Here is a 21,962-nt window from a genome sequence, read left to right as displayed (position 1 = left end):
ACCCTCCGCGAGCGCATCGCTCCGCGCGCGATCTGGCGCCGGCGCCGGCCCCACGTGTGGAGCGGTGCGTGGAGGGGGCTGTCGAGCACGTCCACCGGATCGCCAGCGCTCGAACGGCGGTACACCCCGCATGATCGCCACGCCCACGCTCGAAGTCCGCTGGTTCCATCCCGGCCCGATCCCCGGCCCGGTCGCCGCGTGGTTCGACGCGCTCGGCGAGCCGGTGGCCGACGAGGCCCGCACCGACCGCTACCTCGCGCCGTCGTCGGACGCGCTTGGGGTGAAGCTTCGTGAGGGGCGGATCGAGATGAAGCGCCGCGACGGGATGGCCGGGCCCGTCGCGGCGGGCGCGTCCCGGACCACCGCCGAGGCCTGGACAAAGTGGTCGTTCGCGCTGGCGGAGTCGGTGGGCGAGCTCGACGGCCCGTGGCTCGCGGTCGCCAAGCGCCGACGCCAGCGGGTGCTGGAGCTGACGACGGGGCAGTGCGCGCTGGAACTGTCGGCGGTGACGGTCGGCGTGGCCGCGTGGTGGTCGGTGTGTCTGGAGGCCGAAGGCGACACGGTCGACCGCCGCCGGACCTCGCTGGCGGCCGGCGCCGCGCGCTGGCTTGGCGTGGCGGACGCGCCCGCCCTTACCGCCGATGCCGCCTTCGGCTACCCGGCCTGGCTCCGGAAGGCCACGGGGGGGTGATGGCGTGTGCTCCGGCTCAGGCTCCCCCATAGGTCGGAGCTGTCCCGGGACGAGCGCGGATGAGGGGAACAGGGGGAGGGCTGGAGGGCTGGAGCGTATCCTCGGTCGCCTCCCGTCCGCCGCCATGCCCCGACTCACGACCGTCGTCGCCCTCCTCACGATGGCGACCGCTGCCGCCGCCCAGCCCGCGCTCGTCCCGCTCCCCGCCGAGGTCGCCTGGCGCGACGCCGCCCCGTTCGTCGTCACCGAGACGACGCCGATCGTGGCGACGGGCGCCGAGGCCCAGCGGATCGGCGCCGGGCTCGCGGCCCTCATCGGCAACACCGTCGACACGACGCCCCAGGTCGTGGAGGCCGCGACCGACCCCGCCATCGCGTTGCGGATCGACGCCGACGCCGGGCACGGCGCGGAGGGCTACGCGCTGGAGGTCGCCGCCGGCGGCGTCGAGATCGTCGCCTCGGCCCCGGCCGGGCTGTTCTACGGCGTCCAGACGCTGCGCCAGCTGATGCCGGTCCGCGTGGAGTACGGCGCGGCGCTCTTCCGGTCGCTCGCGGTCCCCGCCGTCCGCATCGTCGACGCGCCCCGGTTCGCGTGGCGCGGGATGATGCTCGACGTCGCCCGCCACTTTTTCGACGTGCCCGACGTGGAGCGCGTGCTCGACCTGATGGCGCTCCACAAGCTCAACCGGCTCCACCTCCACCTGAGCGACGACCAGGGCTGGCGGATCGAGATCCCCGGCCGCCCGGACCTCACCCGCGTCGGCGGGCGGACGCAGGTCGGCGGCGGGCCCGGCGGGTTCTACACGACCGAGGACTACGCGGGCTTGGTCACGTATGCGGCCGAGCGGTTCATCACCGTCGTCCCCGAGATCGACCTGCCCGGCCACACGAATGCGGCGCTGGCGTCGATCCCCGAGATCAACTGCGACGGCCGCGCGCGAGCCCCATACACCGGCACCAACGTCGGCTTCAGCGCCGTCTGCGTCGGCACCCCCGCGACGGACGCCTTCGTCGCCGACGTGGTCGCCGCGCTCGCGGCCTTCCCCGGCGACGCCATCCACTTGGGTGGCGACGAGGTCGAGGAGCTGAGCGCGGCCGAGTTCGCAGCGTTCGTCGAGGGTGCCCAGCGCGTCGTCGAGGCGACGGGCCGGACGTTCGTGGGGTGGGACGACGTGGCGGCGGCGGACCTCACGCCCGGCGCCGTCGTGCAGGTCTGGCGTCCCCAGGTGCCGGCCGTCGCCCGGCGCATCGCGCAAGCCGTCGCGGAGGGCGCTCGCGTGGTGCTCTCGCCGTCGGACCGGATCTACCTCGACATCAAGTACGACGCCGACACCATCTTGGGCCTGACGTGGCCCGGCCTGAACGGCGTCCGCGACGCCTACGACTGGGACCCGGCGACGGCCGTGGCGGGCGTCCCCGAGGCGGCCGTCTGGGGCGTCGAGGCGCCGCTGTGGTCGGAGACGCTGGCGACGATCTCCGACATCGAGTTCCTGGCCTTCCCCCGGCTCGCGGGCGTCGCCGAGATCGGGTGGACCCCGCAAGCGTCGCGTTCGTGGACCGGCTACCGCGCCCGCCTCGGTGCCTTCGGCCCTCGCTGGGCTGCCCTCGGGGTGTCGTTCTACCGCTCCCCCGAGGTCGACTGGGCCCCCGACGGCGTGGAGTGACGGACCGACGCCGGCGGGAGTCGACCCGCCTCCCGCTGGTTTCGGACCATCGCCGAACTCTCAATGTGTCATCCCGAGGGAAGCGGAGCGACGAGGGATCTCTGCTCGACCGCGTAGCCCTTCCTTCCGTTGGTCGAGAACTGGGCGCTCACGCTGAGATCCCTCGCGGAGCTCGGGATGACGTGTGCAGAGAGAGGATGGGCGCCTCCCTCGCTACTCGCTGACCGTCGCCAGCGCGAACACGTCGACGGCCTCGGGCGACTCGCCAGAAACCGTCGCCGTGGCCTCATGGCGCGTCAGCACCCTGTCGCCGCGGCGGACGGCGACCGAGACGCGCACCTCGGCGTCGGTGGCCTGCCCGCGCACCCTGACCCGGAACGTGCCCTCGGCCCGGTCGCCCATCTCGACCGTGCGCGTGAACGGGAACGTGGTCACCGTGTCCGTCACCCGCCCGCTATCGGCGCCGGTCGTAGTGACAGACGCCTGCTCCATCGTGCCGTCCACCTCGACGCGGTAGTCGACCGTGAGGCCTGTGTCGCTCGCGACCGGCGCTGCGAGGAGGGCTGCCGCGATGGCGCCGCCGAGCGCGAGCAGGGCGATGGCCGCGACGAGCACCACGCGGCGCGCAGCCGCCGGCGCGGGGGTGGCCTCGGCGTCGTCGGGGGAGACCAGCAGCCGGTAGCCCACCCTAGGGATCGTCTCGATAAACGTGGGCTCGCGGGCGTCGTCGCCGAGCGCCAGCCGGAGCTGCGACACGCACCGCGTCAGCGAGGCCTCGGTGACGACCACATCGGGCCAGACGGTCTCGACCAGCGCCTCGCGCGTGACGACCTCGCCGGGGTGCGCCGCCAGCATCACCAGAACGGCCGTCGCCTTCGGCTCCAGCCGGACCGTCGTGCCATTCGGCTGGCGGACCTCGTTGGCGTGCGGGACGACGGTCAACTCGCCGATCGAGAACGTCCAGTCGGGGGGCGGCGTCATGGCGGGGAGGGGAGAGGTGCGCTCTTTGGCGTCGGAGGAAGTTCGGAGGGCGGGCCTCCGCCGCCAAACGGCCCGCCTCCGACAGACCTCCGAGATCCCTTCGAGCGCCCTACGGCCCGGGCTGCCCGTCTGCCCCTAGCCTCGGGCCCCGTCGTCCCCGGTCCGATGCGCACCCTGCTGCTCCTATGCCTCGCCTTGCCCGCTGCCGCCCAGCCACTGGCGCCCGCCGACCACGCCATGCTGGCGGAGGCCGTCCGCCTGGTCGACGCGCTCGACGGCACGTTGTGGGAGAGCGGTGCCGTACCGTTCGCCGTGCTCGTGGTCGACGGCGACCGCGAGGTGCTCATCGGACACCCGACGCCGCCCGACGGCTGGGCGCCAGCGGGGGAGGACCCCGCGCTCGGCGGGGCGCTTCACGACCGCCCGCGTCAGTTCGCGCCCGGCCTGCTGGCGACGTTCCCCATCGCCGGCGTCCCCACCGTCGTCGTCGGCACGGCCGCGCAGACGGGGCGCGAGCCGACGGCCTGGGTGCTGACGCTGCTCCACGAGCGCGTCCACCAACGCCAGATGAGCCGTCCCGGCTACTTCGACGACGTGGCCGCGCTCGACTTGGCCGACGGCGACACGTCGGGGATGTGGATGCTCGACTTCCCGTTCCCGTACGCCGACCCGGCCGTGGGCGCGGCGTTCGACGGCTACCGACGAGCGCTCGCGTGCGCGCTCAGCGCCCGAGATCCCGACGCAGCACTGGCGCACGTCGCCCACGCGCGAGCGGCGCTGCGGGCCGTGCTGGCGCCGCGCGACGACCGCTACCTCGACTTCCAGCTGTGGCAGGAGGGCGTGGCCCGCTACGCCGAGATCCGGCTGGCGCAAGCCGCCGCGTCGTTGGACTCGCCCAGCGCGGCGTTCCAGACTCTTGGGGCCATCCCGTACGCGCAAGCCGCCGATGCCTTGCGAGTGTCGCTGGCGACGGAGCTTGCGGCGGCCAATCTTGCCCGCGACGGCCGGCTCGCGTTCTACGCCGTCGGCGCGGCGCACGCGCTCGTGCTCGACGCCGCCCGGCCCGGCTGGCACCGCCCCGTGCTCGCGCCACCCTTCGCGCTGCCCCGGCCGTAGGCCTACGGCATATAGACAAGTCTAGGCGACGCGTTGATGAGTCTCGGCCTCCCCTACGGCGTCCCCTCCCGTCCGGGAGGGGAGGGTCGGAACGACCTCTCGGGCGACGAGTGGTCGTCTCGTTCCCGAAGAGAGATGTGCCGCAGCGCCGTAGACTCGGGCCCCCACCCACCCGCCCGAGTGTGACCGTCCGCGTGCTCCTGTTCGATGTGCTCCGCCGCGAGATCGGCGCGCCCGAGGTGACGGCCGAGATGCCCGACGGGGCAACCGGCGACGCGCTGCTGGATCGGCTAGCGCTCTCGCACGCGCCCATCGCCCGGCACCGCCCGACGATCCGGCTCGCGGTCGGCCATCGCTACGTGCCGCTGGCGACGACGATCGCGCCCGGTGCCGAGGTGGCGCTCATTACGCCTGTCAGCGGCGGATGAGGCGGTGCCTCCCATGGGTGCTGGCGGCTCTTCTGGCGCTGCCGTGTGCGGGGCAGGGGAGTGGCTCGCTGCTCGACGCCCCGCGCGTCCAGATCGGCGCCGCCGCGACGGCGAAGGTCGGGACGCACGAGACGGCACTCGGCGCGCGCCTCCACGCCGCCGCGCCCCTGAGCAGTGGGCGCTCCGTAGGTCTGCTGGCGCGAGCCGGCGTCGGCGTCGAGGGCTTGGTCGACGACCTGGGGATCCCCGGCGCCAGCGTCGGCGCCCAGCCCGGCGTCGAGCTGGCCGTCGCGTTCGGGGCGTCCGTCCGGCGGGCGACCGGGGACGTGTTGCAGCTGAGCGTCCGGCGCCACGAGCTGGCGTACGCGCTCCTCGGCTACCTCGACTCCGACGGCACCTCGCAGGCGTCGGGCGGGATTCGGTACCGGCTGGCGACGGCGCGCTCGGTGGTGGAGGTCGCGTATGAGAACGACGCGTTCGCCCACCTGCTTCGCGACGAGTTTCGCACGGCCGCCATCCGAGTTCGCATCGTCCGGACCGACCGCGAGACGCCAGTCGGCCTCGGCATCCGCGCCGTGATCTGGACGGGCACGACGGCTGGGCTCGGCCGGCTCACGCGCGATGAGACCTACGACCTCTCGGCCCAACTCGGCGGCGCGTACTCGCACGGCGTCCTGGCGCTCGACGCCATCCACGGCGGCCTGACGCTGTCGCTCGGCGTCGACGCCGAGGGCATCCGGTCAGCGATCCAGAACACGTTTCACGACCTGATCGACGACGGCCAGATCCCGCGGCGCGACCAAGCGCCGCGCCTGTTCATCCGGCTCGCGCTCAACGAGGGCGGGGGGCTCTATTGACGGCGGATCGCGGGGAAAGGTGACAGCACGCGGCGTCGGCCCCGGTCGGTCTATGAATCGCGGGACCGCTCGAACGGGAGCCCGTTCCACACCAGGGACCGGACGCGGTCGCCGTCGAGGACGAACTGGATAGTCTGCCCGCTCTCGGGGATCAGCTCGACCCGAATCGTCTCCGGCTGGGTGAACGGCGTCGCGACGGCGTGGAGCCGCCCGAACTGGACCGCCAGCCGGGCGGCGTCGGCCAGGGGCGCCTCGACGACCATCGTCCCGTAGTCGGGGTGGGCGAACGTCCCGGCATAGGCCTCGGCGGGGAGCGAGAGCTGCCACGTCCGCGCGGCGCGCTGATCGAGGTCGGCGCGGGCGCGGGCCATGGCGCCTTGGAAGCCGTCGTAGAGGGCGTCGGCGGCGTCGCGAGCGTCGGCCATCACCGTGTCGCGCGCGTCGGGCGCAGCGGCCCACCAGTCGTAGATCGTCGTCGCGAACAAGGTCGCCAGCCGGCCGCCCGTGCCGGCCTCGTTCGCGAGGACGACGACGCCGACCCCGCGCTCGGGCATGAACGAGGTGTGGGCGTGGAAGCCTGCGAACCCGCCGAGGTGGTGAAGCAACCGGTCGCCGTCGTAGGTGCCGGTGTGCCAGCCGAGCGCGTAGCCGTCGCGGTCGAGCGCGCCGTAGCTCTCGCCCCGGCCCACCGCGACCGGCCGGTGCACCTCGGCGATGACGTCGGCGGGGACGATCTGTCGGCCATCGAGGCGCCCCCCGTCGAGGTGGACCGCGAGCCACCGCGCCAGGTCGTTGGCGCTCGCCATCATCCCGCCAGCCGCCTGCATCGTGTCGTCGTGCTTGACGAGCGCGATCCGCTCGGCGCCGCGCGTGGGGTGGACGGCGTACGGGACGGCCCCGCCCTCCGCCTCGGAGGCGACTGCCGTCGTGCGCGACATCCCGAGGGGCTCGAACACGCGCGCGGCGAGCTGCTCCTGCCACGGCGCGATCTCGTCGAGTCGCAGGCTGAGGACGTTGTAGCCGACGTTCGTGTAGTCGAAGGTCCCGCGTGGCGAGCCCTCCTCGACGGCCGTCCCCGCGAGCAGGCGCCGCATCTCGGTCGGCGTGTGCTGGCCGGTGAACGCCGCCCGGAACGCGAGCGGCCCGTTGTCGATGCCCGCCGTGTGCGAGAGGAGGTGGCGGACGGTCACGGCGTCGGCCTCGATGGCCGAGTCGAAGGCGACGTCCGGGAAGAGGTCGGCGAGCGTGGCGTCGAGCGCGAGCGTGCCCTCGTGGTCGAGGAGCGCCGCCAGCAGGGCCGTGAACGGCTTGGTGGCCGAGGCGATGTAGAACGGCGTGTCGGGCGTGGCCTCGAGCTGTGCCTCGCGGTCGGCGTGGCCGAAGCCGCGGGCGTAGACCGTCTCGCCGTCGCGGACGACGGCGACGGCCAGGCCGGGCACCGTCCCGAACCGGTCGAGCGTCTCGGCGACGAACGCGTCGGTGGCGTCGGCAAAGGCGGCCGTGTCCTGGGCGCAGGCGGAGGGCACGGCGAGGGCGAAGAGGGTGGCGGCGAGGAGGGCGCGCATAGGATCCGGGGGAAGCGGGCCCGCAGGGTAGGGCGGCGCCCGGCGCCCGGTCTTGAACGGATCGAACCCTACGCCAGGGCGCGGAGCTGGCCCGGCGTCAGCCCGAGCTCGGCGCGGAGCTCGCGGCAGAGGTGGCTCTGGTCGGCGAACCCCGCGTCGAGCGCGACGTGGGCCGCCGGCGCGTCGGTCGATGCCAGCAGGTCGGCCGCGACGCGCACGCGGAGGCGGCGGCGGTACGTCGTCGGGGCCACGCCGAAGGCGCGGCGGAACGCCCGCGCCAGCGACACCGGGTGGACGTCGGCGTCGGCGGCGAGGGCGGCGACCGACGGGGCCGCGGTCGGCTCGTCGTCCATCCGCTCGCGCGCCTGGGCCAGCCACGGCGCGACGGCCGTCGGCTCGCGCGAGGGGGGCGGGAGGACGGCCGCGAGCAGCGCCCACAGGTCGTCGGCCGCCTCCTCGGGGCGCTCGTGGACCGCCCGCGCCAGCCTCAGCGCCGCTGCCGCCGTAGGCCCCGCGTGGAGCCACCGCCAGCCGCCGAGGGCGCCGTCGAGGTGGGCCGGGGCGAGGTCGACCGAGAGGAGGCGGGCGCCCACGGGCCCGAACAGGTTCTGGTGCCGCGCGTCGGCGGGCTTGACCACGACGCTCGACGCGGTGGCCGTCTCGTCGCCCCGCCGGGTCTCCTCGCGGAGGCCGCCCCGCAGCACCACGCTGATCCGAGCGCGCCCGTCGACGTGTGGCGGGTAGCGGAAACCGGCCGGGTAGACACAATCCGCAACGCGGGCGCCGCCGACGAGGTCGGTGAGGATGAACGAGGGCCGGATCGGAGGGAGCATGGAGGCGGAGCGCGACGGCCTTCCGACGGGGCCTCCCCGGCGAGGTTGCGGCCCGTCGGTGGGCAGTTCCCGCCCCCCCGCGCCGAGACCGGCCTCGCTATTTCGCCACGGCGACGGCCCGGACCTCGCGGATGACCGTCACTGTGATCTGGCCCGGGTACTCCAGCTCTCGCTCGACGCGCTGCGAGATGTCGCGCGCCAGCGACTCCGCGATCGCGTCGGTGACGCGGTCGGTGTCGACGACGACGCGGACCTCGCGGCCGGCCTGGATGGCGTACGCCTGCTCGACGCCGTCGAACTCGGACGCCAGCCGCTCCAGCTTCTGCAACCGCTGCACGTAGCGTTCCAGCGACTCGCGCCGGGCACCGGGCCGCGCGCCGCTTGCGGCGTCCGCCGCCTGCACGAGCGGGGCGATGGGCGTCGCCATCGGGACCTCGTCGTGGTGTGCGCCGATGGCGTTGGCCACGTCGGGGTGCTCGTTGTAGCGCCGCGCCAACTCCATCCCGGCAATCGCGTGCGGCTGTTCGAGGTCGCCCTCGATGACTTTGCCGATGTCGTGGAGCAGGCCGGCGCGGCGCGCCTTGCGGGCGTCCAGGCCCAGCTCGGCCGCCATCAGCGACGCCAGCTTGGCCGTCTCGATGGAGTGGTGGAGCAGGTTCTGGCCGTAGCTGGCGCGGTACTTCATTCGGCCGACGAGCCGGACCAGCTCGGGGTGGAGGCCGTTGACCTGTAAGTCCAGCGCGGCCTGCTCGCCCGTCGCGACGATCTCGGCGTCAATTTCCGCCTTCGTCTCCGCGACGATCTCCTCGATCCGCGCCGGGTGAATGCGGCCGTCTTCCAGCAGCCGGACGAGGGACAGCCGCGCGACCTCGCGGCGGACGGGGTCGAAGCCCGACACCAGCACGGCGTCCGGCGTGTCGTCGACGATGACCTCGACGCCCGTCGCGGCCTCGAACGCCCGGATGTTGCGGCCCTCGCGCCCGATGACGCGGCCCTTCATGTCGTCCGACGCCAGCGCGACCGTCGAGACGGTGTGTTCGATGGTGGCCGTGGCGGCGATCCGTTGGATGGATTTCAGGATGGTCCGGGTGGCGTCGCGCTGGGCGGTCGCGCGGGCCTTCTCGCGCGCCTCCTTGACCGCGCCGGCGGCCTCCAGCTTGGCCGCGCGTGTGATCTCGGCCACGAGCGCCTCCCGCGCCTCGTCACGCGACATCCCGGCCACCTGCTCCAGCTTCCCAACGTGCTCTTCGATGAGCGCATCCAGCCGGTCGGCGTCGGCGTCGAGGCGGGTGCGCAGGGCCTCGGCCTCGCGCTCGCGCTCGGCGACCTCCTGCTGGCGGCGCCCGGCGGCGGCGGCCAGCGTCTGGACCTGCTCGCGCAAGGTGTCGGCCTCTTCTCGGCGGCGCTCGGCGGCGGCGGCGAGCGCGTCGAAGGCGTCGGCGGCGGCGTCGAGGGTCGCTTCGCGGGCGTCGAGGTGCTGCGTCCGGGCGTCGACGCGGGCCCGAGAGGCCTCGAGCTTGGCACGCGCGGCGGCCGTCTTGGCCTTCACGTCGACCACGCGGGCGTCGATGCGGGCGCGGCGCCGGCGGACCTCGTCGCGGGCGGCGGCGACCTCCTCGCGGGCCGTCGCCAACTCAGCGCGGGCGGCCTCGGCCTGGGCGCGGTGCCGCTCGGCCTCGGTCTCGGCGTGCCCGGCGGCCCGCTCCGCTCGGGCGGCCGCCTCATCGAGGCGGGCAGCGGCGGTCCCGCCCCGGACGGCTCTCCCGGCCATGAACCCTACGACGAGGGCCAGGGCGGTCGCGAGGGCTACGAGGGCGAGTGGGTCCATGGGGAAAACGGGAGGCGAGCGCCCCGGGGACGTCCCCGGGGCGCTCGCGCAGGTGACCGGCCGGCCGCGACGGAATCCCGCCGCGCCGACCCGGTCGGACAGAGACACCAGCCCACAGCGCTTGGACGAGAACCTTGCTCGTCTGACAATGTGGGAGCCCCTTGGACCCTCTCGCCTTCCGCGGCCCGGGGCGAACCCCGAGGCCCCGCCCGAAGGCGGGGTGCGGCCTGATGGTCAGATCCGAAACAGGACCCCCGCGGTAAACGCTGTTCAGGTTCCCATGCGGTGGCTGCAAGCCGGTGGGCGCGGACGGACCGAGGCCCGTGCCGCGCGTCCCCAATATCGCCCCGACCCGCACGACGTTCCGCGAGAGACGGCGAATTCCCCCGGAGAGCGATGGGCAGAGGCTCGGAGGGGCGCATCTCTTCACCCCACGGCCCTCCCGCTTTACTCCTCGGCGTCGCCCGCCAGCGCCCGCTCGATCCGGTCCGCCAGGCCCTGCGACTCGATCTCGAGGCGCGCGCGCAAGCGGTCGGTCTCGGCCCGGGCCGCGTACAGCTCCTCCGCCAGCTCCAGCGCCACCAGCACGGCGTGCGTCATGTCAGGCTGGGAGGGGAGTTGGCTGCGCAGCCGCCGGAGCCGCTCGTCGACGCGGGCGGCGAGGTGGACCGTGTAGTCCTCGTCGCCGGGCGCCACCCGGAGCGGGTAGTCCCGGTCCAGGATCCGGACGCGGACGGAGACGGGGTCGCTCATGACGTGCCCTCGGAGTCCTCAGGCGTCGCTTCCAGCAGGCCGTCGACGAGCGTCAGAAAGCCCTCGACGCGCGTGCGCAGGGCCTCGGGGTCCTCGCCGTCGCCGAAGGCGAACGAGGGGGCGGCGTCGCGGACGTCCTGGAGTTCGATGAGCCGCTTCGCCAGCGCCGCGTTCTCGGAGCGGAGCCGCCCGATCTCACGCACGGCCGCCTCGACGCGGTCGCGGAGCACGCTCAGCGATCGCCACTCGGGCCGGACATCGGCCCGGGCCGGCTCGTCCTCAGGGCGGTCGATGGGCTCCATAGCAGGGCGTTGGGGAGGTTCAAGATAGACATGAACTCCCCGGGGGTATCCCCGAGAGAACCCACCGTGGGGCCCGGCGACGGCCGATCGTTTCCGGGTCGTCTGAGCGCGCTGCGGATCAGGACCGCAGCGTCGCCCCGTGCTTGGCCTCCAGCGCCCCGACGATGCGGCGGACGCGGCCGTCGACTTCCTTGTCACGCAGTGTCTTGTCGGCGCCGAAGCGGAGGGCGACGGCCAGGCTCTTCTGCCCCTCGCCGACGCCCTCGCCCCGGTACACGTCGAACACGCGGACATCGTGCAAGAGCGGCTTGCCAGCGCTGCGGATCGTGTTGAGAAGAGGCCCGGCGGCTTGCGCCTCGGGGACCAAGAGCGCCAGGTCGCGCTCGACGGTCGGGAAGCGCGAGATGGGGACGTACCGCGCCGGCTGGTCGCGGGTGGCGAGCGCGGCGACTGCGTCCCAGTCCAGCTCGGCTACGTAGAGCGGCTCCACCAAGTCGGCGGCGTCGGCCACCGAGTCGGCGACGAGCCCCAAGCGGCCAATCCAGGTGTCGCCGACGGCGAGGTCGAGCGCGTAGGCTGTCAGCGCCTGGGGCGCCGGGTGCGGGGTCTCGGTGAGGGCATCGAGCCCGAGGTCCGCCAGCAGGTCGGCCACGACGCCCTTGAGGTCGTACACGTCGAGCGGGTGGGCCGGGCCCTCCCACGACGCGGGCGCGCTCCCGCTCATCCCCACGACGAGCGAGGTGTGCTCGTGGTAGCCCGAGACGGCGCCGTCGGCCGCGTCGGACGTCCGGTACACGTGGCCGGCCTCGAACAGCCGCAGCGCCCCGGCCCCACGCGCCTGGTTGTAGCTGGCGACCGCCAGCAGGCCGGGCAGCAGCGACGGCCGGAGCGCGGCCATCTCCTGCGAGATCGGGTTGAGCGTCTCGACGGCGTCGCCGGTGCGGCCGGTCCAGTCCGCGTCGGCGAAGGACGCGGCGGTCGCCTTCGGGAGCAGCGAGTTGGTGGTGATCTCGCGGAAGCCGAGCGCCGCGAGCCGCCCGCGCGTCCGGTCGAGCAGGCGGGCGTCGGGCGTGTCGCCGGCCGGGACGAGCGGGACCGGCGTGGCGTCGGGCACGGGCAGCCGGTCGTAGCCCCACAGCCGGGCGACCTCCTCGACCACGTCGACCTCGCGCTCGACGTCCGGGCGGAAGGGCGGGACGGTGACCGTGAGCGTGTCGTCGGCCGCCTGCACGCCCGCGCCGACACCGCCGGACTGCACGGCCTCGGCGAAGGCGTCGAGCGCGTCCGCGTCGTCGGCGATCTCGAACCCGATGGCGGTGAGCAGCCGCACGATCTCGTCGCGCGGGACCTCCATGCCCAGCACGCGCGCCACGCGCGAGGGGCGGAGCGTGACGGTCCGCGGCTCGTAGGGGAGGGGATGGGCGTCGATCCGGCCGTCGACGATCGTGCCGCCGGCGGTCTCGGCGATCAGCTCGGCGGCGCGCGCGACGGCGAGCGGCTGGCCCGTCGGGTCGGCGCCGCGCTCGAAGCGGTAGCTGGCGTCGGTCTGCAGGCCGAGCGCCTTGGAGGCGCGGCGGATCGAGGCCGGGTCCCAGTACGCGCCCTCGATGAACACGTCGGTCGTGGCGTCGCTCACCTCGCTGTCGAGCCCGCCCATCACGCCCGCGATGCCGACATACCCGGCGCCGTCGGCCACCATGACGGTCCCCTTCGCCAGCGTGCGCTCGACGCCGTCGAGCGTCGTGAACGTCTCGCCGCCGGGCGAGCGGCGGACGACGACGCGCGACTCCGCGAGCTTCGCCAAGTCGTAGGCGTGGAGCGGCTGGCCGGTCTCCAACATCACGAAGTTGGTCACGTCGACCACGTTCGAGATCGGCCGTAGGCCGACCGCGCGCAGGCGCTCCTGCATCCACTCCGGCGACGGGCCGACGGTCACGCCGCGCACCGCCATCCCGACGAAACGGGGGCACGCCTCGGGGTCTTCGATCGTCACCGACACGAGCGAATCCACGTTGCCGCCGACCTCGGGGATCGCGGCCGTCGGCGGCGCGAGGGGGAGATCCAAGAGCGCGGCCACGTCGCGGGCGACGCCGAGGTGACTTGTCGCGTCGGGCCGGTTCGGGGTGATCGACACGTCGAGCACGGCGTCGCCGGGGAGCGCGTCGCGCTGGCGGAGGTGGTCGGCAACCGGCTGGCCGACGGTCGCGTCCTCGGGCAGCACCAGGATCCCGTCGTGGCCGTCGCCGAGCCCGAGCTCGTCCTCGGCGCAGATCATCCCGAAGGAGACCTCGCCGCGGATCTTGCCCTTCTTGATGACCACCGGCTGGCGCTCGGCCGGGTCCTCGCGTGACGGCAGCAGCAGCTCCGTCCCGACGGTCGCGACCGGCACGCGCTGACCGTCGGCGACGTTCGGCGCGCCGCACACGATCTGGACCGGGTCGCCCTCGCCCAGGTCGACCTCGCAGATTCGCAAGCGGTCGGCGTTCGGGTGCGGGCGGACCGAGACGACGTGCCCGACGACGACGCCGTCGAGCGGCGGGGCGGTCGACTCGACGCCCTCGACCTCGAGGCCGGACATGGTCAGGCGCTCGGCGAGCGCGTCGGCGTCGAGCCCGTGCGCGACGTAGTCGGAGAGCCAGTTGAGGGAGACGTTCATGGCGAGAGAGGCATGCGGGAGGAGGCATGGAGGGATGCGGGGACTCTGCCCATGCCGCATCCCCCATCCCTCGATCCCTCTTAGAACTGCTGGAGGAAGCGGACGTCGTTCTCGTACAGGAGCCGGATGTCGTCGATGCCGTGGCGGAGCATCGCCAGCCGCTCGACGCCCATCCCGAAGGCGTAGCCCGTGTAGCGCTCGGCGTCGATGCCGACGTTCGTGAGCACGTTCGGGTCGACCATGCCGGAGCCCAGGATCTCCATCCAGCGCCCGCCGCCGGGCATCGACTCATCCGCCCACCACACGTCGACCTCGGCCGAGGGCTCGGTAAAGGGGAAGAAGTTGGGCCGGAAGCGCATGCGCGCCTCGCGCGCCGGGCCGTCGGAGGCGCCGAAGAAGGCCTTCCCGAACGCCATCAGCAGCGCCTTGAGGTCGGCGAAGCTGGCGGTCTCGTCGACCACGAGCCCCTCGACCTGGTGGAAAAGGCAGTAGCTCTTGTACGTGATGGCCTCGTTGCGGAAGACGCGGCCGGGCGCGATCACGCGGATCGGCGGGGCCTGGTGCTCCATCACGCGGACCTGGACGGGCGATGTGTGCGTGCGCAGCAGCACGCCGCGGCCCTCGGGCGCGGGCGGCTCCAGGAAGAACGTGTCCTGCATGTCCCGCGCCGGGTGGTCGGGCGGGAAGTTGAGCGCCGAGAAGTTGTGCCAGTCGTCCTCGATCTCGGGCCCGCGCGCGACGGCGAAGCCGAACGACCGGAAGATGTCCTGGATGTCGGTGAGCGTCTGGGTCAGCACGTGCAGGCTGCCCCGGCCGACGGGCGCGGGCACGCGGCCCGGCAGCGTCAGGTCGAGGTCGGTCGCCCCGGCCTCCGTCTCGCCCGCCAGTCCGGCCAGCGCGGCGTCGAGGCGCGACTGAGCGGCCTGCTTGAGCTCGTTGAGCCGCTGGCCGACCGCGCGGCGCTGGTCGCCGGGGACGGTCCCGATCTGGGCGAACAGGTCGGTGATCGCGCCGGACTTCCGGCCGAGGAACCGGACCCGATACGCCTCGGCCGTCTCGGCGTCGGTGATCGGGAGCGCGTCGATCTCGGCCTGGACGGCGGCGATCGCGGAGTCGAGGGAGGGCATCGTGGGCGTGGGGCGTGGGGCGTGGGGCCTCCGGCGAGCGGCGTCGGCGCGGGCGAACCCACGCTCGACGACCCACTCGCTACAAACAGAGACTCCCGCCGGGCCGGGGCCGAGCGGGAGTCGCGTGGTCGAACGGGTCCGGGGCTTACGCCGCGGCCAGCTCGACCACGGCGGTAAAGGCGGCCTTGTCGTGGACCGCGAGGTCCGCGAGGACCTTCCGGTTCAGCGGGACACCGGCCTTTGAGAGGGCGGCGATCAGACGCGAGTACGTGGTCCCGTTCTGACGGGCGGCAGCATTGATTCGGGCGATCCAGAGCCGCCGGAACTGCCGCTTGCGAGCGCGGCGATCCCGGTAGGCATACTGCATCCCCTTTTCGACGGAGTGCTTGGCAACGGTGTAGACGTTGCCACGGCGGCCCCAGTAACCTTTCGCTTGTGCAAGAACCTTGCGGCGACGGCGACGGGAGGCCACGAGATTTCGAGCTCGGGGCATCTTTGATCCGTGGGTGAGGGTGAGGGAGGAGGGGCGGTCGAGGCGTCAGGCCTCGTTACTTGCCGAGCAGCCGCTTCATGCGGGGCTCGTCGGCAGCCGTGACCAGCGTGGCGTCGCGGAGATTCCGCTTGCGCTTCGGCGACTTCTTGGTCAGGATGTGGCTCGTAAACGCCTTGTGACGCTTGACGCGACCCGTCCCGGTCAGCGTGAAGCGCTTCTTGGCGCCGCTGTTCGACTTCATCTTCGGCATCGGTCTCTCGGGGAGGGTCCGGACAAGGCCGCCCGCCGCGAATGCGCAGCGGGCGGAACGAACCCGGAAGCTAGAGGCCACCCTGGGCGGCGACCACCGGCCCGGGCGCTCTTCGCAGAGTGTTGGCGCGGTCCTAGACCTCGCGCTCGACGTGCAGGTAGACGTACACCGCCGCCCCGAACGAGGCCGCGTCGGTCGACGCGAGCCGCCAGCCGGCGGCGGTGTACGTGTCCCGCAGCGCCTGCACCTCCTCCTGGGAGGCCTCGGCGCCGTGGTTCTTGTCGAGGCTCGGCTTCGAGTAGAAGGCCCGAGCCTCGACGCGGTACTCCGTCACCGGTCTACTTCACCGGGGTCAGCATCGTCGTCATGCGACGGCCTTCCATGATCGGCGCCTGGTCCACCTTAGCGATGTCCGCGAGGTCCTCCGTGAACCGCTCGAGCATGTCGAGCCCCTGGTCCTTGTAGATGATGTCGCGGCCACGGAACTGGACCCACGCCTTGACCTTGTTGCCCTTGGTCAAGAACTCGCGCGCATGCTTGAGCTTGAAGTCGTAGTCGTGGTCGTCGGTGCGGGGGCGGAAGCGGACTTCCTTGAGCTCGCCCTGGTGCGCCTGCTTTTTGCGCTGCTCCTTGGCCTTCTTCTGCTGCTCGTACCGGAACTTCCCGTAGTCCATGATCTTCGTCACGGGCGGGTCCGACGTCGCGGAGATCTCGACCAAGTCCATGCCCATGCTGCGGGCAAGGTCGAGGGCCTCTTCGGTGGGCATGACCCCCTTCTGGCCGTCGCCGTCCATGACGACGCGGACCTGGGAGGCGCGAATGTGCTCGTTGATGTTGACGTCGGGCTCGCGGCGAGCCGGCTGCGGGCGACGGGATCTGCGTCGGGCTATGGTGGACCTCTCGGGTGGTTGGAAGCGGGTGCGCGACTGACGCGCGGGGTGTAGGAGATACGCCGCGCGGGGCCCGGTTGTTCGGGCGGAACCGGCGAAAACGTAGGGAATCGCCCGGTTCCCCGATGAATATCGGCGGGTCGGGGCCTTCTCTGAACGTAGAGGCGGGCCCATTCGCGCGTCGGGGCCTCCCGGGCCGGGCTAGCTTGGCCCCCCGCCCACCGCCCTTTCCGATGGACTTTACCACCGTCGACCTCCGGGTCGGGACCGTCGCCGAGGCCGCCATGGAAGGCGACGCGCTGCACCTGTCGATCGACGTGGGCGGCGTCCGCCAGACGGCGCTGGCGCACATCGGGGAGAACTACGGGCCCGACGACCTCGTGGGCACGCAGGTCGTCGTGGTGCCGGGCGACGGGGGCGTCGTCGTGCTGGCGGCGGTCAACGCGCAGGACGGCGCCGTGCTGCTCCGCCCGGACCGGCCCGTCGCCTCGGGCACGCGGGTGGTGTAGGGCGGCGTCGTGCGTGGGACGTAGAGCGTGGGGGTGCCCGCCGTTCCGCCCGCGCCCCACGTCCTGCGCACCACGCCCCGATCTCCCGACGTCAAATCGGGGCAGAGACCGGAGGGGCCGGCACCGACGCGCGGCCTGCGTCGTTGATTACCGCATGACCACGCCTACCGACACCGCCGCCCTCGACGTCGCCGCCGTCCGCGCCCAGTTCCCGATCCTTGGCCGGACCGTCTACGACGACCGCCCGCTCGTCTACCTCGACAACGCCGCGACGACGCAGAAGCCCCAAGTCGTGCTCGACCGGCTGGCGACGTACTACGGCCACGAGAACGCCAACGTCCACCGCGGGGTGCACTACTTGTCGGCGGAGGGGACGGAGGCATACGAGGCCGCGCGGCGCGTCGTGCAGGCCCACCTCGGCGCCGAGCACGCCCACGAGATCGTCTTTACCCGGGGCACGACCGAGGCCATCAACCTGGTCGCGAATGGCTTCGCGACGCGGCTGGCCGAGGGCGACACGGTCGTGGTCAGCGCGCTGGAGCACCATGCCAACATCGTCCCGTGGCAGCTCGCGTGCGAACGGTCCGGCGCGACGCTGCGCGTGATCCCCGCGCTCGACTCCGGCGACCTCGACGTGTCCGGCCTCGACGAGATCATCACCGAGGCGACCCAGGTGGTCGCCGTGACGCACACGTCGAACGCGCTCGGCACGGTCGTCGACCTCCGCCCGATCATCGCAGCGGCGCGAGCCGTGGACGCGGCGGTGCTCGTCGACGGCGCGCAAGCCGTCCCGCACACCGCCGTCGACGTGCAGGCGCTCGGGGCCGACTTTTTCGTGTTCTCGGGCCACAAGGCGTTCGGCCCGACCGGCATCGGCGCGCTGTGGGGCCGCGAGGACTGGCTCGAAACGCTGCCGCCGTACCAGGGCGGCGGCGACATGATCGACCAGGTCACGTTCGAGAAGACGACGTTCGCCGGGCTCCCGGCCAAGTTCGAGGCGGGCACGCCGCACGTGGCGGGCGGCATCGGGCTCGGGACCGCGCTGGCGTGGCTCGGGGATCTCGGGATGGACGCCGTGGCCGCGCACGAGCACGACGTGCTGGCGTACGCCGAAGAGCGGCTGGCGGTGATCGACGGGCTCCGGTTCGTCGGCACGCCCGAGCGCCGCGCGGGCGCGATCTCGTTCCTGCTCGGCGAGGTCCACCCGTACGACGCGGGCACCGTCCTCGACCGGCTCGGCATCGCCGTCCGCACCGGCCAGCACTGCGCTCAGCCCATCATGGACCGGCTCGCGGTGCCGGGCACCGTCCGCGCCTCGTTCGCCGTCTACAACACGCGCGAGGATGTAGATGCGCTCGTCGACGGGCTCGGCCGCGTCGCCGCGATGTTCGGCTGAGTGCGTCGTCGTCCGCTTTTTAGCCTGACCCGTCGCACGTTTACCCCCCGCCCGTTCCGCAGAGATGACCGAATCCGACCGCCGCCAGCAGGAGATCGTCGACGAGTTCGCGTTCCTCGACGACTGGATGCTCCGCTTCCAGCAGGTCATCGAGCACGGCGAGGCGATGGACCCGCTGCCCGACGACGTCAAGACCGACGACCGGCTCGTCCGCGGCTGCCAGTCGCGCGTTTGGCTCGACGCCCGTGCCGACGCCGAGGCCTTCCACGTCCGCGCCGACTCCGAGAGCCAGATCGTCAAGGGGCTGGCGTCGCTGCTCATCCGCGTCTATGACGGGCTCGACCCGGCCGAGGCGGCTGGCGCCGACCTCTGGTTTCCCGGCGAGATCGGGCTGGCTGAGCACCTCTCGCCGAACCGGGCGAACGGGCTCGACGCAATGCAGCGGGCCATCCGAACGGCGGCCCAGGCGTCGTAGCCAGTCCCGCCTCGGGCGCGTCGCGGACGTGTCCGCCGAGTCGTCAGCAGTCGAGCCCGCGCAGGAACGCCAGCGTCTCGGGCCCGACCACGCGGTCGTCGCGGCTGAGGTTGAACACGCCCGCCTCGTGGTTGATCGCGGGCATGATGGCCGCGCGGTGCCGGACGCCCGCGGCACGCAGGGCGCGAGCCATCGCGTCGACCTGGAGCTTAAACAGTTCGGCCTCGCCGTCGGCGTAGATCAGCAGCGTCGGCGGATCGCCGGCATCGATGTCGCTCGCGGGCGAGGCCTCGACCTGCCACGGGTACGGCTCGGCCGGCGGGCCGTCGATCGGCTCGCGCTCGGGCGAGAACCGCTCGGCGTAGTAGTCGAAGCCGGTCGTCTCCCACGTCGCCGCGTCCGTCAGGTCCATCCCCGCGCCGCTGACGGAGACCATCCCGCAGACACGCGCCGCCCCGGCCTGCTCGCGAGCCTCGGTGTCGTAGGCGACGTGTGCCGCGAGTTGGGCGCCGGCCGAGTGGCCCATCAGCACGACCGCATCCGGGTCGCCACCGAGGCGCGCGGTCTCGCGCTGCACGAACGCCAGCGCCGCCGCCACGTCCGCCACCTGCTCGCGCCACGTCGCGCCGGGCATCATGCGGTAACTGGTCACGGCCGTGGCGACGCCCTGCGTGGCGAAAAAGCGACCGACGTTGCCGTAGAGGTCCTCGCCGCCGAACGTGTAGGCCCGGTCGCCCTCGACCCACCCGCCGCCGTGGACGAACAGGATCGTGGGGCCGGAGGCGCCAGCCGAGTCGGGGGCGGGGGCGAACCAGTCGAGCCGGTGCTTGTCGTCGCCGTCGTCGATGTACGCGAGGTCGGCGCGGACGAGCGACGGGTCGAGGGCGGCTTCGTCGTAGAACACGTCGGTCAAGAGCGCCTTCGCCGGGCCGCAGGCGGCCAAGGCGAGGACGAGCGCGAGCGCGAGCGGGAGGAGTCGGTGCATGGGACCCCGTACCGCTGACGCCGTGCGGGGTGCCCTCCCTCGGTGGGCACCCCGAAGCGGGAGGGGCCGCTACGCCCGGCCCAGGCTCGTCGCGATCTCGGCCAGCAGCGCCTCGCGCAAGGCGTCCGGCGCCTGCGCGCCCTGGTCGCTCGCGTCGCCCAGCCCGTGGCGGCGGACGCTCACGGTCCCGGCCTCGGCCTCGTTCTTGCCGATCACCAGCATCACCGGGACCTTCTCGACCTCGGCGTCGCGGATCTTGCGGCCCACCTTCTCCGACCGCGTGTCGACCTCGACGCGCAGGCCCGCTTCGCGGAGCCCGTCGGCGACCTCGGCCGCGTAGTCGTTCTGGGCGTCGGTGATGGGCAGGAGCTTGACCTGGACCGGCGCCAGCCACAGCGGGAGGTTGCCGCCCGTGTGCTCCAGCATCACGCCGATAAACCGCTCCAGCGATCCGAACGGCGCGCGGTGGATCATGATCGGCCGGACGCGGTCGTCGTTTTCGTCGATGTACGTCAGGTCGAACCGCTCCGGCAGGTTGTTGTCGTACTGGACCGTCCCGAGCTGCCAGCTCCGGCCGAGCGCGTCCTTGACCATGAAGTCGAGCTTCGGCCCGTAGAAGGCGGCCTCGCCCTCCTCCTCGACGGTCTCCAGGCCCATCTCGGCGGCGGCCTCGCGGATGGCCTGCTCGGCGGCGTCCCACTCGGCCGGCTCGCCGATGTACTTCGTGGTGTTGGCCGGGTCGCGGAGCGAGACCTGGGCCGTGAAGTCGTCGAACGACAAGGCACGGAGCACGGTCAGCGTCAGGTCGATGACGTTCTTGAACTCCTCCTTGACCTGCGCGGGCGTGCAGAAAATGTGGGCGTCATCCTGCGTGAACCCGCGGACGCGCGTGAGCCCGCCGAGCTCGCCCGACTGCTCGTAGCGGTAGACCGTCCCGAACTCCGCCAGCCGGACCGGGAGGTCGCGGTAGCTCCGCGGCTTGTGGTCGTAGATCTGGGTGTGGTGCGGGCAGTTCATCGGCTTGAGCAGATACCCCTGCTCGTCGTCGTGGCCCTCGTGGCTGCGCGCGTCGGGGTCCTCGCCCTCCGGCAACGCCGGGCCCTTCTGGCCCTCCAGCATCGGCGGGAACTGGGAGTCCGAGTAGTACGGATAGTGGCCGGAGGTCCGGAACAGGTCGAGCCGGCCGATGTGGGGCGTGACCACGGGCTCGTAGCCGCGCCGCACCTGCTCCTCCTTGAGGAAGTCCATCAGCGTCTCGCGCAGCCGAGCGCCCTTGGGAAGCCACATCGGCAGGCCGGGGCCCACCTTGTCGCTGAACATGAACAGCTCGAGCTCCCGGCCCAGCTTGCGGTGGTCGCGCTGCTTCGCCAGCTCCAGCCGCTCGAGGTACTCCGTCAGCATCGACGCCTTCGGGAAGCTGACGCCGTAGATCCGCGTGAGCTGCGGGCGGCTCTCGTCGCCGCGCCAGTACGCGCCCGCCAGCGACATCACCTTGACGGCCTTGATTGGCTTGGTCGCCGCGATGTGTGGGCCGCGGCACAGGTCGGTGAATCCGCCCTGGGTGTAGAACGTGATCGTGCCGTCGTCGAGCCCCTCCAGCAGCTCCAGCTTGTACGGGTCACCCTTCTCTTCGAAGTGGGCGATGGCCTCGGCCTTCGGCACGTCGCGGCGCTCGAACGTGCTGTTCGCCCGCGCCAGCTCGATCATCTTTTTCTCGATGGCCGGGAAGTCGTCCGACGACAGCGTCGGGTGGTCCGTCTCGCTGAGGTCCACGTCGTAGTAGAACCCGGTCTCGATGGCCGGCCCGATGCCCAGCTTGACGCCGGGGTACAGCGCCTCCAGTGCCTCCGCGAGCAGGTGCGCCGACGAGTGCCAGAAGGCGTGCTTGCCGCCCTCGGAGTCCCACGTCAGGATGGCGACGGTCGCGCCGTCGGGGAGCGGCCGGTCGAGGTCGCGGACCTCGCCGTCGACCTCGACGGCGAGCGCGGCGCGGGCCAGGCCCGACGAGATGGACTGGGCCAGGTCGCGGCCCGTCGCGCCGTCGTCGAGCGTGCGGGCGGAGCCGTCGGGGAGGGTGATCTGCATTCCAGTGCGTGCGGGAGTCGGCCGGGAAGCTACCCGCGCGCCCGGACGGCCCTCGTCCGCGACCGGCGAAAACGATGCG

The 21,962-nt window shown here is 72.8% G+C and carries 22 protein-coding genes; 8 read left to right on the top strand and 14 right to left on the bottom strand.

Features of this window, described 5'->3' with window-relative positions; translation table 11 throughout:
• Nucleotides 1-130: 130 nt before the first annotated feature.
• Together ACLII4_RS00625 and ACLII4_RS00620 are read left to right on the top strand one after the other, a co-directional pair.
• Entirely contained in the window at nt 131-691 is a 561-nt protein-coding gene (locus ACLII4_RS00625) for a hypothetical protein (RefSeq protein WP_412068950.1), read from the top strand.
• A 124-nt stretch (nt 692-815) separates the two neighbouring features.
• The gene (locus ACLII4_RS00620; RefSeq protein ID WP_412068949.1) at nt 816-2,354 is read left to right on the top strand and encodes a beta-N-acetylhexosaminidase; all 1,539 of its coding nucleotides are present in this window, start codon (nt 816-818) and stop codon (nt 2,352-2,354) included.
• A 213-nt stretch (nt 2,355-2,567) separates the two neighbouring features.
• Here ACLII4_RS00620 and ACLII4_RS00615 read toward each other — a convergent pair whose 3' ends face one another.
• Nucleotides 2,568-3,335: a winged helix-turn-helix domain-containing protein gene (locus tag ACLII4_RS00615; RefSeq protein ID WP_412068948.1), complete on the bottom strand. Its 768-nt coding sequence runs from the start codon at nt 3,333-3,335 to the stop codon at nt 2,568-2,570.
• A 165-nt stretch (nt 3,336-3,500) separates the two neighbouring features.
• Here ACLII4_RS00615 and ACLII4_RS00610 point away from each other — a divergent pair, with 165 nt between their 5' ends.
• The 3 genes from ACLII4_RS00610 to ACLII4_RS00600 all read left to right on the top strand — a co-directional run bounded on the left by ACLII4_RS00610 (nt 3,501) and on the right by ACLII4_RS00600 (nt 5,736).
• Entirely contained in the window at nt 3,501-4,451 is a 951-nt protein-coding gene (locus ACLII4_RS00610; RefSeq protein WP_412068947.1) for a hypothetical protein, read from the top strand.
• A gap of 182 nt (nt 4,452-4,633) precedes the next feature.
• Nucleotides 4,634-4,879, top strand: a complete 246-nt coding sequence (locus tag ACLII4_RS00605) for a MoaD/ThiS family protein (RefSeq protein ID WP_412068946.1) — start codon at nt 4,634-4,636, stop codon at nt 4,877-4,879.
• Nucleotides 4,880-4,896: 17 nt separating this feature from the next.
• Nucleotides 4,897-5,736 (top strand): polymorphic toxin type 23 domain-containing protein, encoded by an 840-nt coding sequence (locus tag ACLII4_RS00600; RefSeq protein ID WP_412068945.1) that lies wholly within the window; start codon nt 4,897-4,899, stop codon nt 5,734-5,736.
• A gap of 50 nt (nt 5,737-5,786) precedes the next feature.
• On the opposite strand, the gene ACLII4_RS00595 is transcribed toward ACLII4_RS00600, so the two are convergent.
• From ACLII4_RS00595 to infC, 11 genes are all read right to left on the bottom strand, one after another.
• Nucleotides 5,787-7,301, bottom strand: a complete 1,515-nt coding sequence (locus ACLII4_RS00595; protein WP_412068944.1) for a serine hydrolase — start codon at nt 7,299-7,301, stop codon at nt 5,787-5,789.
• A 68-nt stretch (nt 7,302-7,369) separates the two neighbouring features.
• Nucleotides 7,370-8,134: a helix-turn-helix domain-containing protein gene (locus ACLII4_RS00590; RefSeq protein WP_412068943.1), complete on the bottom strand. Its 765-nt coding sequence runs from the start codon at nt 8,132-8,134 to the stop codon at nt 7,370-7,372.
• Between the two features lie 97 nt (nt 8,135-8,231).
• Nucleotides 8,232-9,962: a ribonuclease Y gene (gene rny / locus ACLII4_RS00585; RefSeq protein WP_412068942.1), complete on the bottom strand. Its 1,731-nt coding sequence runs from the start codon at nt 9,960-9,962 to the stop codon at nt 8,232-8,234.
• A 447-nt stretch (nt 9,963-10,409) separates the two neighbouring features.
• The gene (locus ACLII4_RS00580) at nt 10,410-10,715 is read right to left on the bottom strand and encodes a cell division protein ZapA (protein WP_412068941.1); all 306 of its coding nucleotides are present in this window, start codon (nt 10,713-10,715) and stop codon (nt 10,410-10,412) included.
• Entirely contained in the window at nt 10,712-11,017 is a 306-nt protein-coding gene (locus ACLII4_RS00575; RefSeq protein WP_412068940.1) for a hypothetical protein, read from the bottom strand. The genes ACLII4_RS00580 and ACLII4_RS00575 overlap by 4 nt, the downstream gene beginning before the upstream one ends.
• A 118-nt stretch (nt 11,018-11,135) precedes the next feature.
• Complete coding sequence (gene pheT, locus ACLII4_RS00570) at nt 11,136-13,673, bottom strand: phenylalanine--tRNA ligase subunit beta (RefSeq protein ID WP_412068939.1); 2,538 nt, start codon at nt 13,671-13,673, stop codon at nt 11,136-11,138.
• A gap of 80 nt (nt 13,674-13,753) precedes the next feature.
• Nucleotides 13,754-14,800 (bottom strand): phenylalanine--tRNA ligase subunit alpha, encoded by a 1,047-nt coding sequence (pheS, locus tag ACLII4_RS00565; RefSeq protein WP_412068938.1) that lies wholly within the window; start codon nt 14,798-14,800, stop codon nt 13,754-13,756.
• A 145-nt stretch (nt 14,801-14,945) separates the two neighbouring features.
• The gene (gene rplT / locus ACLII4_RS00560) at nt 14,946-15,293 is read right to left on the bottom strand and encodes a 50S ribosomal protein L20 (protein WP_412068937.1); all 348 of its coding nucleotides are present in this window, start codon (nt 15,291-15,293) and stop codon (nt 14,946-14,948) included.
• A 55-nt stretch (nt 15,294-15,348) separates the two neighbouring features.
• Nucleotides 15,349-15,543, bottom strand: coding sequence for a 50S ribosomal protein L35 (rpmI, locus tag ACLII4_RS00555; protein ID WP_412061733.1), 195 nt, complete (start codon nt 15,541-15,543; stop codon nt 15,349-15,351).
• Between the two features lie 133 nt (nt 15,544-15,676).
• Nucleotides 15,677-15,877, bottom strand: a complete 201-nt coding sequence (locus ACLII4_RS00550) for a DUF4177 domain-containing protein (RefSeq protein WP_412068936.1) — start codon at nt 15,875-15,877, stop codon at nt 15,677-15,679.
• A gap of 4 nt (nt 15,878-15,881) precedes the next feature.
• Entirely contained in the window at nt 15,882-16,376 is a 495-nt protein-coding gene (gene infC / locus ACLII4_RS00545; protein WP_412070580.1) for a translation initiation factor IF-3, read from the bottom strand.
• Nucleotides 16,377-16,666: 290 nt separating this feature from the next.
• Here infC and ACLII4_RS00540 point away from each other — a divergent pair, with 290 nt between their 5' ends.
• The 3 genes from ACLII4_RS00540 (at nt 16,667) to ACLII4_RS00530 (ending at nt 18,813) form a co-directional block, all read left to right on the top strand.
• On the top strand, nt 16,667-16,942 hold the full coding sequence (locus ACLII4_RS00540) for a hypothetical protein (protein WP_412068935.1): 276 nt from the start codon (nt 16,667-16,669) through the stop codon (nt 16,940-16,942).
• Between the two features lie 154 nt (nt 16,943-17,096).
• Complete coding sequence (locus tag ACLII4_RS00535; RefSeq protein ID WP_412068934.1) at nt 17,097-18,338, top strand: SufS family cysteine desulfurase; 1,242 nt, start codon at nt 17,097-17,099, stop codon at nt 18,336-18,338.
• Between the two features lie 64 nt (nt 18,339-18,402).
• Nucleotides 18,403-18,813, top strand: coding sequence for a SufE family protein (locus ACLII4_RS00530; RefSeq protein WP_412068933.1), 411 nt, complete (start codon nt 18,403-18,405; stop codon nt 18,811-18,813).
• A gap of 43 nt (nt 18,814-18,856) precedes the next feature.
• On the opposite strand, the gene ACLII4_RS00525 is transcribed toward ACLII4_RS00530, so the two are convergent.
• Together ACLII4_RS00525 and thrS are read right to left on the bottom strand one after the other, a co-directional pair.
• Nucleotides 18,857-19,798, bottom strand: a complete 942-nt coding sequence (locus ACLII4_RS00525; protein ID WP_412068932.1) for an alpha/beta hydrolase — start codon at nt 19,796-19,798, stop codon at nt 18,857-18,859.
• A 69-nt stretch (nt 19,799-19,867) separates the two neighbouring features.
• Nucleotides 19,868-21,883 carry a threonine--tRNA ligase gene (gene thrS / locus ACLII4_RS00520; protein ID WP_412068931.1) on the bottom strand — a complete coding sequence of 672 codons (2,016 nt, stop codon included), beginning with the start codon at nt 21,881-21,883 and terminating at the stop codon, nt 19,868-19,870.
• Nucleotides 21,884-21,962: the final 79 nt, after the last annotated feature.

It is taken from the genome of Rubrivirga aquatilis (assembly GCF_046845665.1).
GTDB lineage: Bacteria > Bacteroidota > Rhodothermia > Rhodothermales > Rubricoccaceae > Rubrivirga.
This window is presented reverse-complemented; position numbering and strand designations above follow the sequence as displayed.

Bases quoted from the DNA above. Each gene is read 5' to 3' on its own strand.
- ACLII4_RS00590 (WP_412068943.1), bottom strand. From the start codon at position 8,134: ATGCTCCCTCCGATCCGGCCCTCGTTCATCCTCACCGACCTCGTCGGC.
- ACLII4_RS00595 (WP_412068944.1), bottom strand. From the start codon at position 7,301: ATGCGCGCCCTCCTCGCCGCCACCCTCTTCGCCCTCGCCGTGCCCTCC.
- ACLII4_RS00580 (WP_412068941.1), bottom strand. From the start codon at position 10,715: ATGAGCGACCCCGTCTCCGTCCGCGTCCGGATCCTGGACCGGGACTAC.
- ACLII4_RS00575 (WP_412068940.1), bottom strand. From the start codon at position 11,017: ATGGAGCCCATCGACCGCCCTGAGGACGAGCCGGCCCGGGCCGATGTC.
- thrS (WP_412068931.1), bottom strand. From the start codon at position 21,883: ATGCAGATCACCCTCCCCGACGGCTCCGCCCGCACGCTCGACGACGGC.
- rpmI (WP_412061733.1), bottom strand. From the start codon at position 15,543: ATGCCGAAGATGAAGTCGAACAGCGGCGCCAAGAAGCGCTTCACGCTG.
- ACLII4_RS00610 (WP_412068947.1), top strand. From the start codon at position 3,501: ATGCGCACCCTGCTGCTCCTATGCCTCGCCTTGCCCGCTGCCGCCCAG.
- ACLII4_RS00615 (WP_412068948.1), bottom strand. From the start codon at position 3,335: ATGACGCCGCCCCCCGACTGGACGTTCTCGATCGGCGAGTTGACCGTC.
- ACLII4_RS00540 (WP_412068935.1), top strand. From the start codon at position 16,667: ATGGACTTTACCACCGTCGACCTCCGGGTCGGGACCGTCGCCGAGGCC.
- ACLII4_RS00620 (WP_412068949.1), top strand. From the start codon at position 816: ATGCCCCGACTCACGACCGTCGTCGCCCTCCTCACGATGGCGACCGCT.
- rny (WP_412068942.1), bottom strand. From the start codon at position 9,962: ATGGACCCACTCGCCCTCGTAGCCCTCGCGACCGCCCTGGCCCTCGTC.
- rplT (WP_412068937.1), bottom strand. From the start codon at position 15,293: ATGCCCCGAGCTCGAAATCTCGTGGCCTCCCGTCGCCGTCGCCGCAAG.
- ACLII4_RS00535 (WP_412068934.1), top strand. From the start codon at position 17,097: ATGACCACGCCTACCGACACCGCCGCCCTCGACGTCGCCGCCGTCCGC.
- ACLII4_RS00530 (WP_412068933.1), top strand. From the start codon at position 18,403: ATGACCGAATCCGACCGCCGCCAGCAGGAGATCGTCGACGAGTTCGCG.
- ACLII4_RS00525 (WP_412068932.1), bottom strand. From the start codon at position 19,798: ATGCACCGACTCCTCCCGCTCGCGCTCGCGCTCGTCCTCGCCTTGGCC.
- pheS (WP_412068938.1), bottom strand. From the start codon at position 14,800: ATGCCCTCCCTCGACTCCGCGATCGCCGCCGTCCAGGCCGAGATCGAC.
- ACLII4_RS00625 (WP_412068950.1), top strand. From the start codon at position 131: ATGATCGCCACGCCCACGCTCGAAGTCCGCTGGTTCCATCCCGGCCCG.
- pheT (WP_412068939.1), bottom strand. From the start codon at position 13,673: ATGAACGTCTCCCTCAACTGGCTCTCCGACTACGTCGCGCACGGGCTC.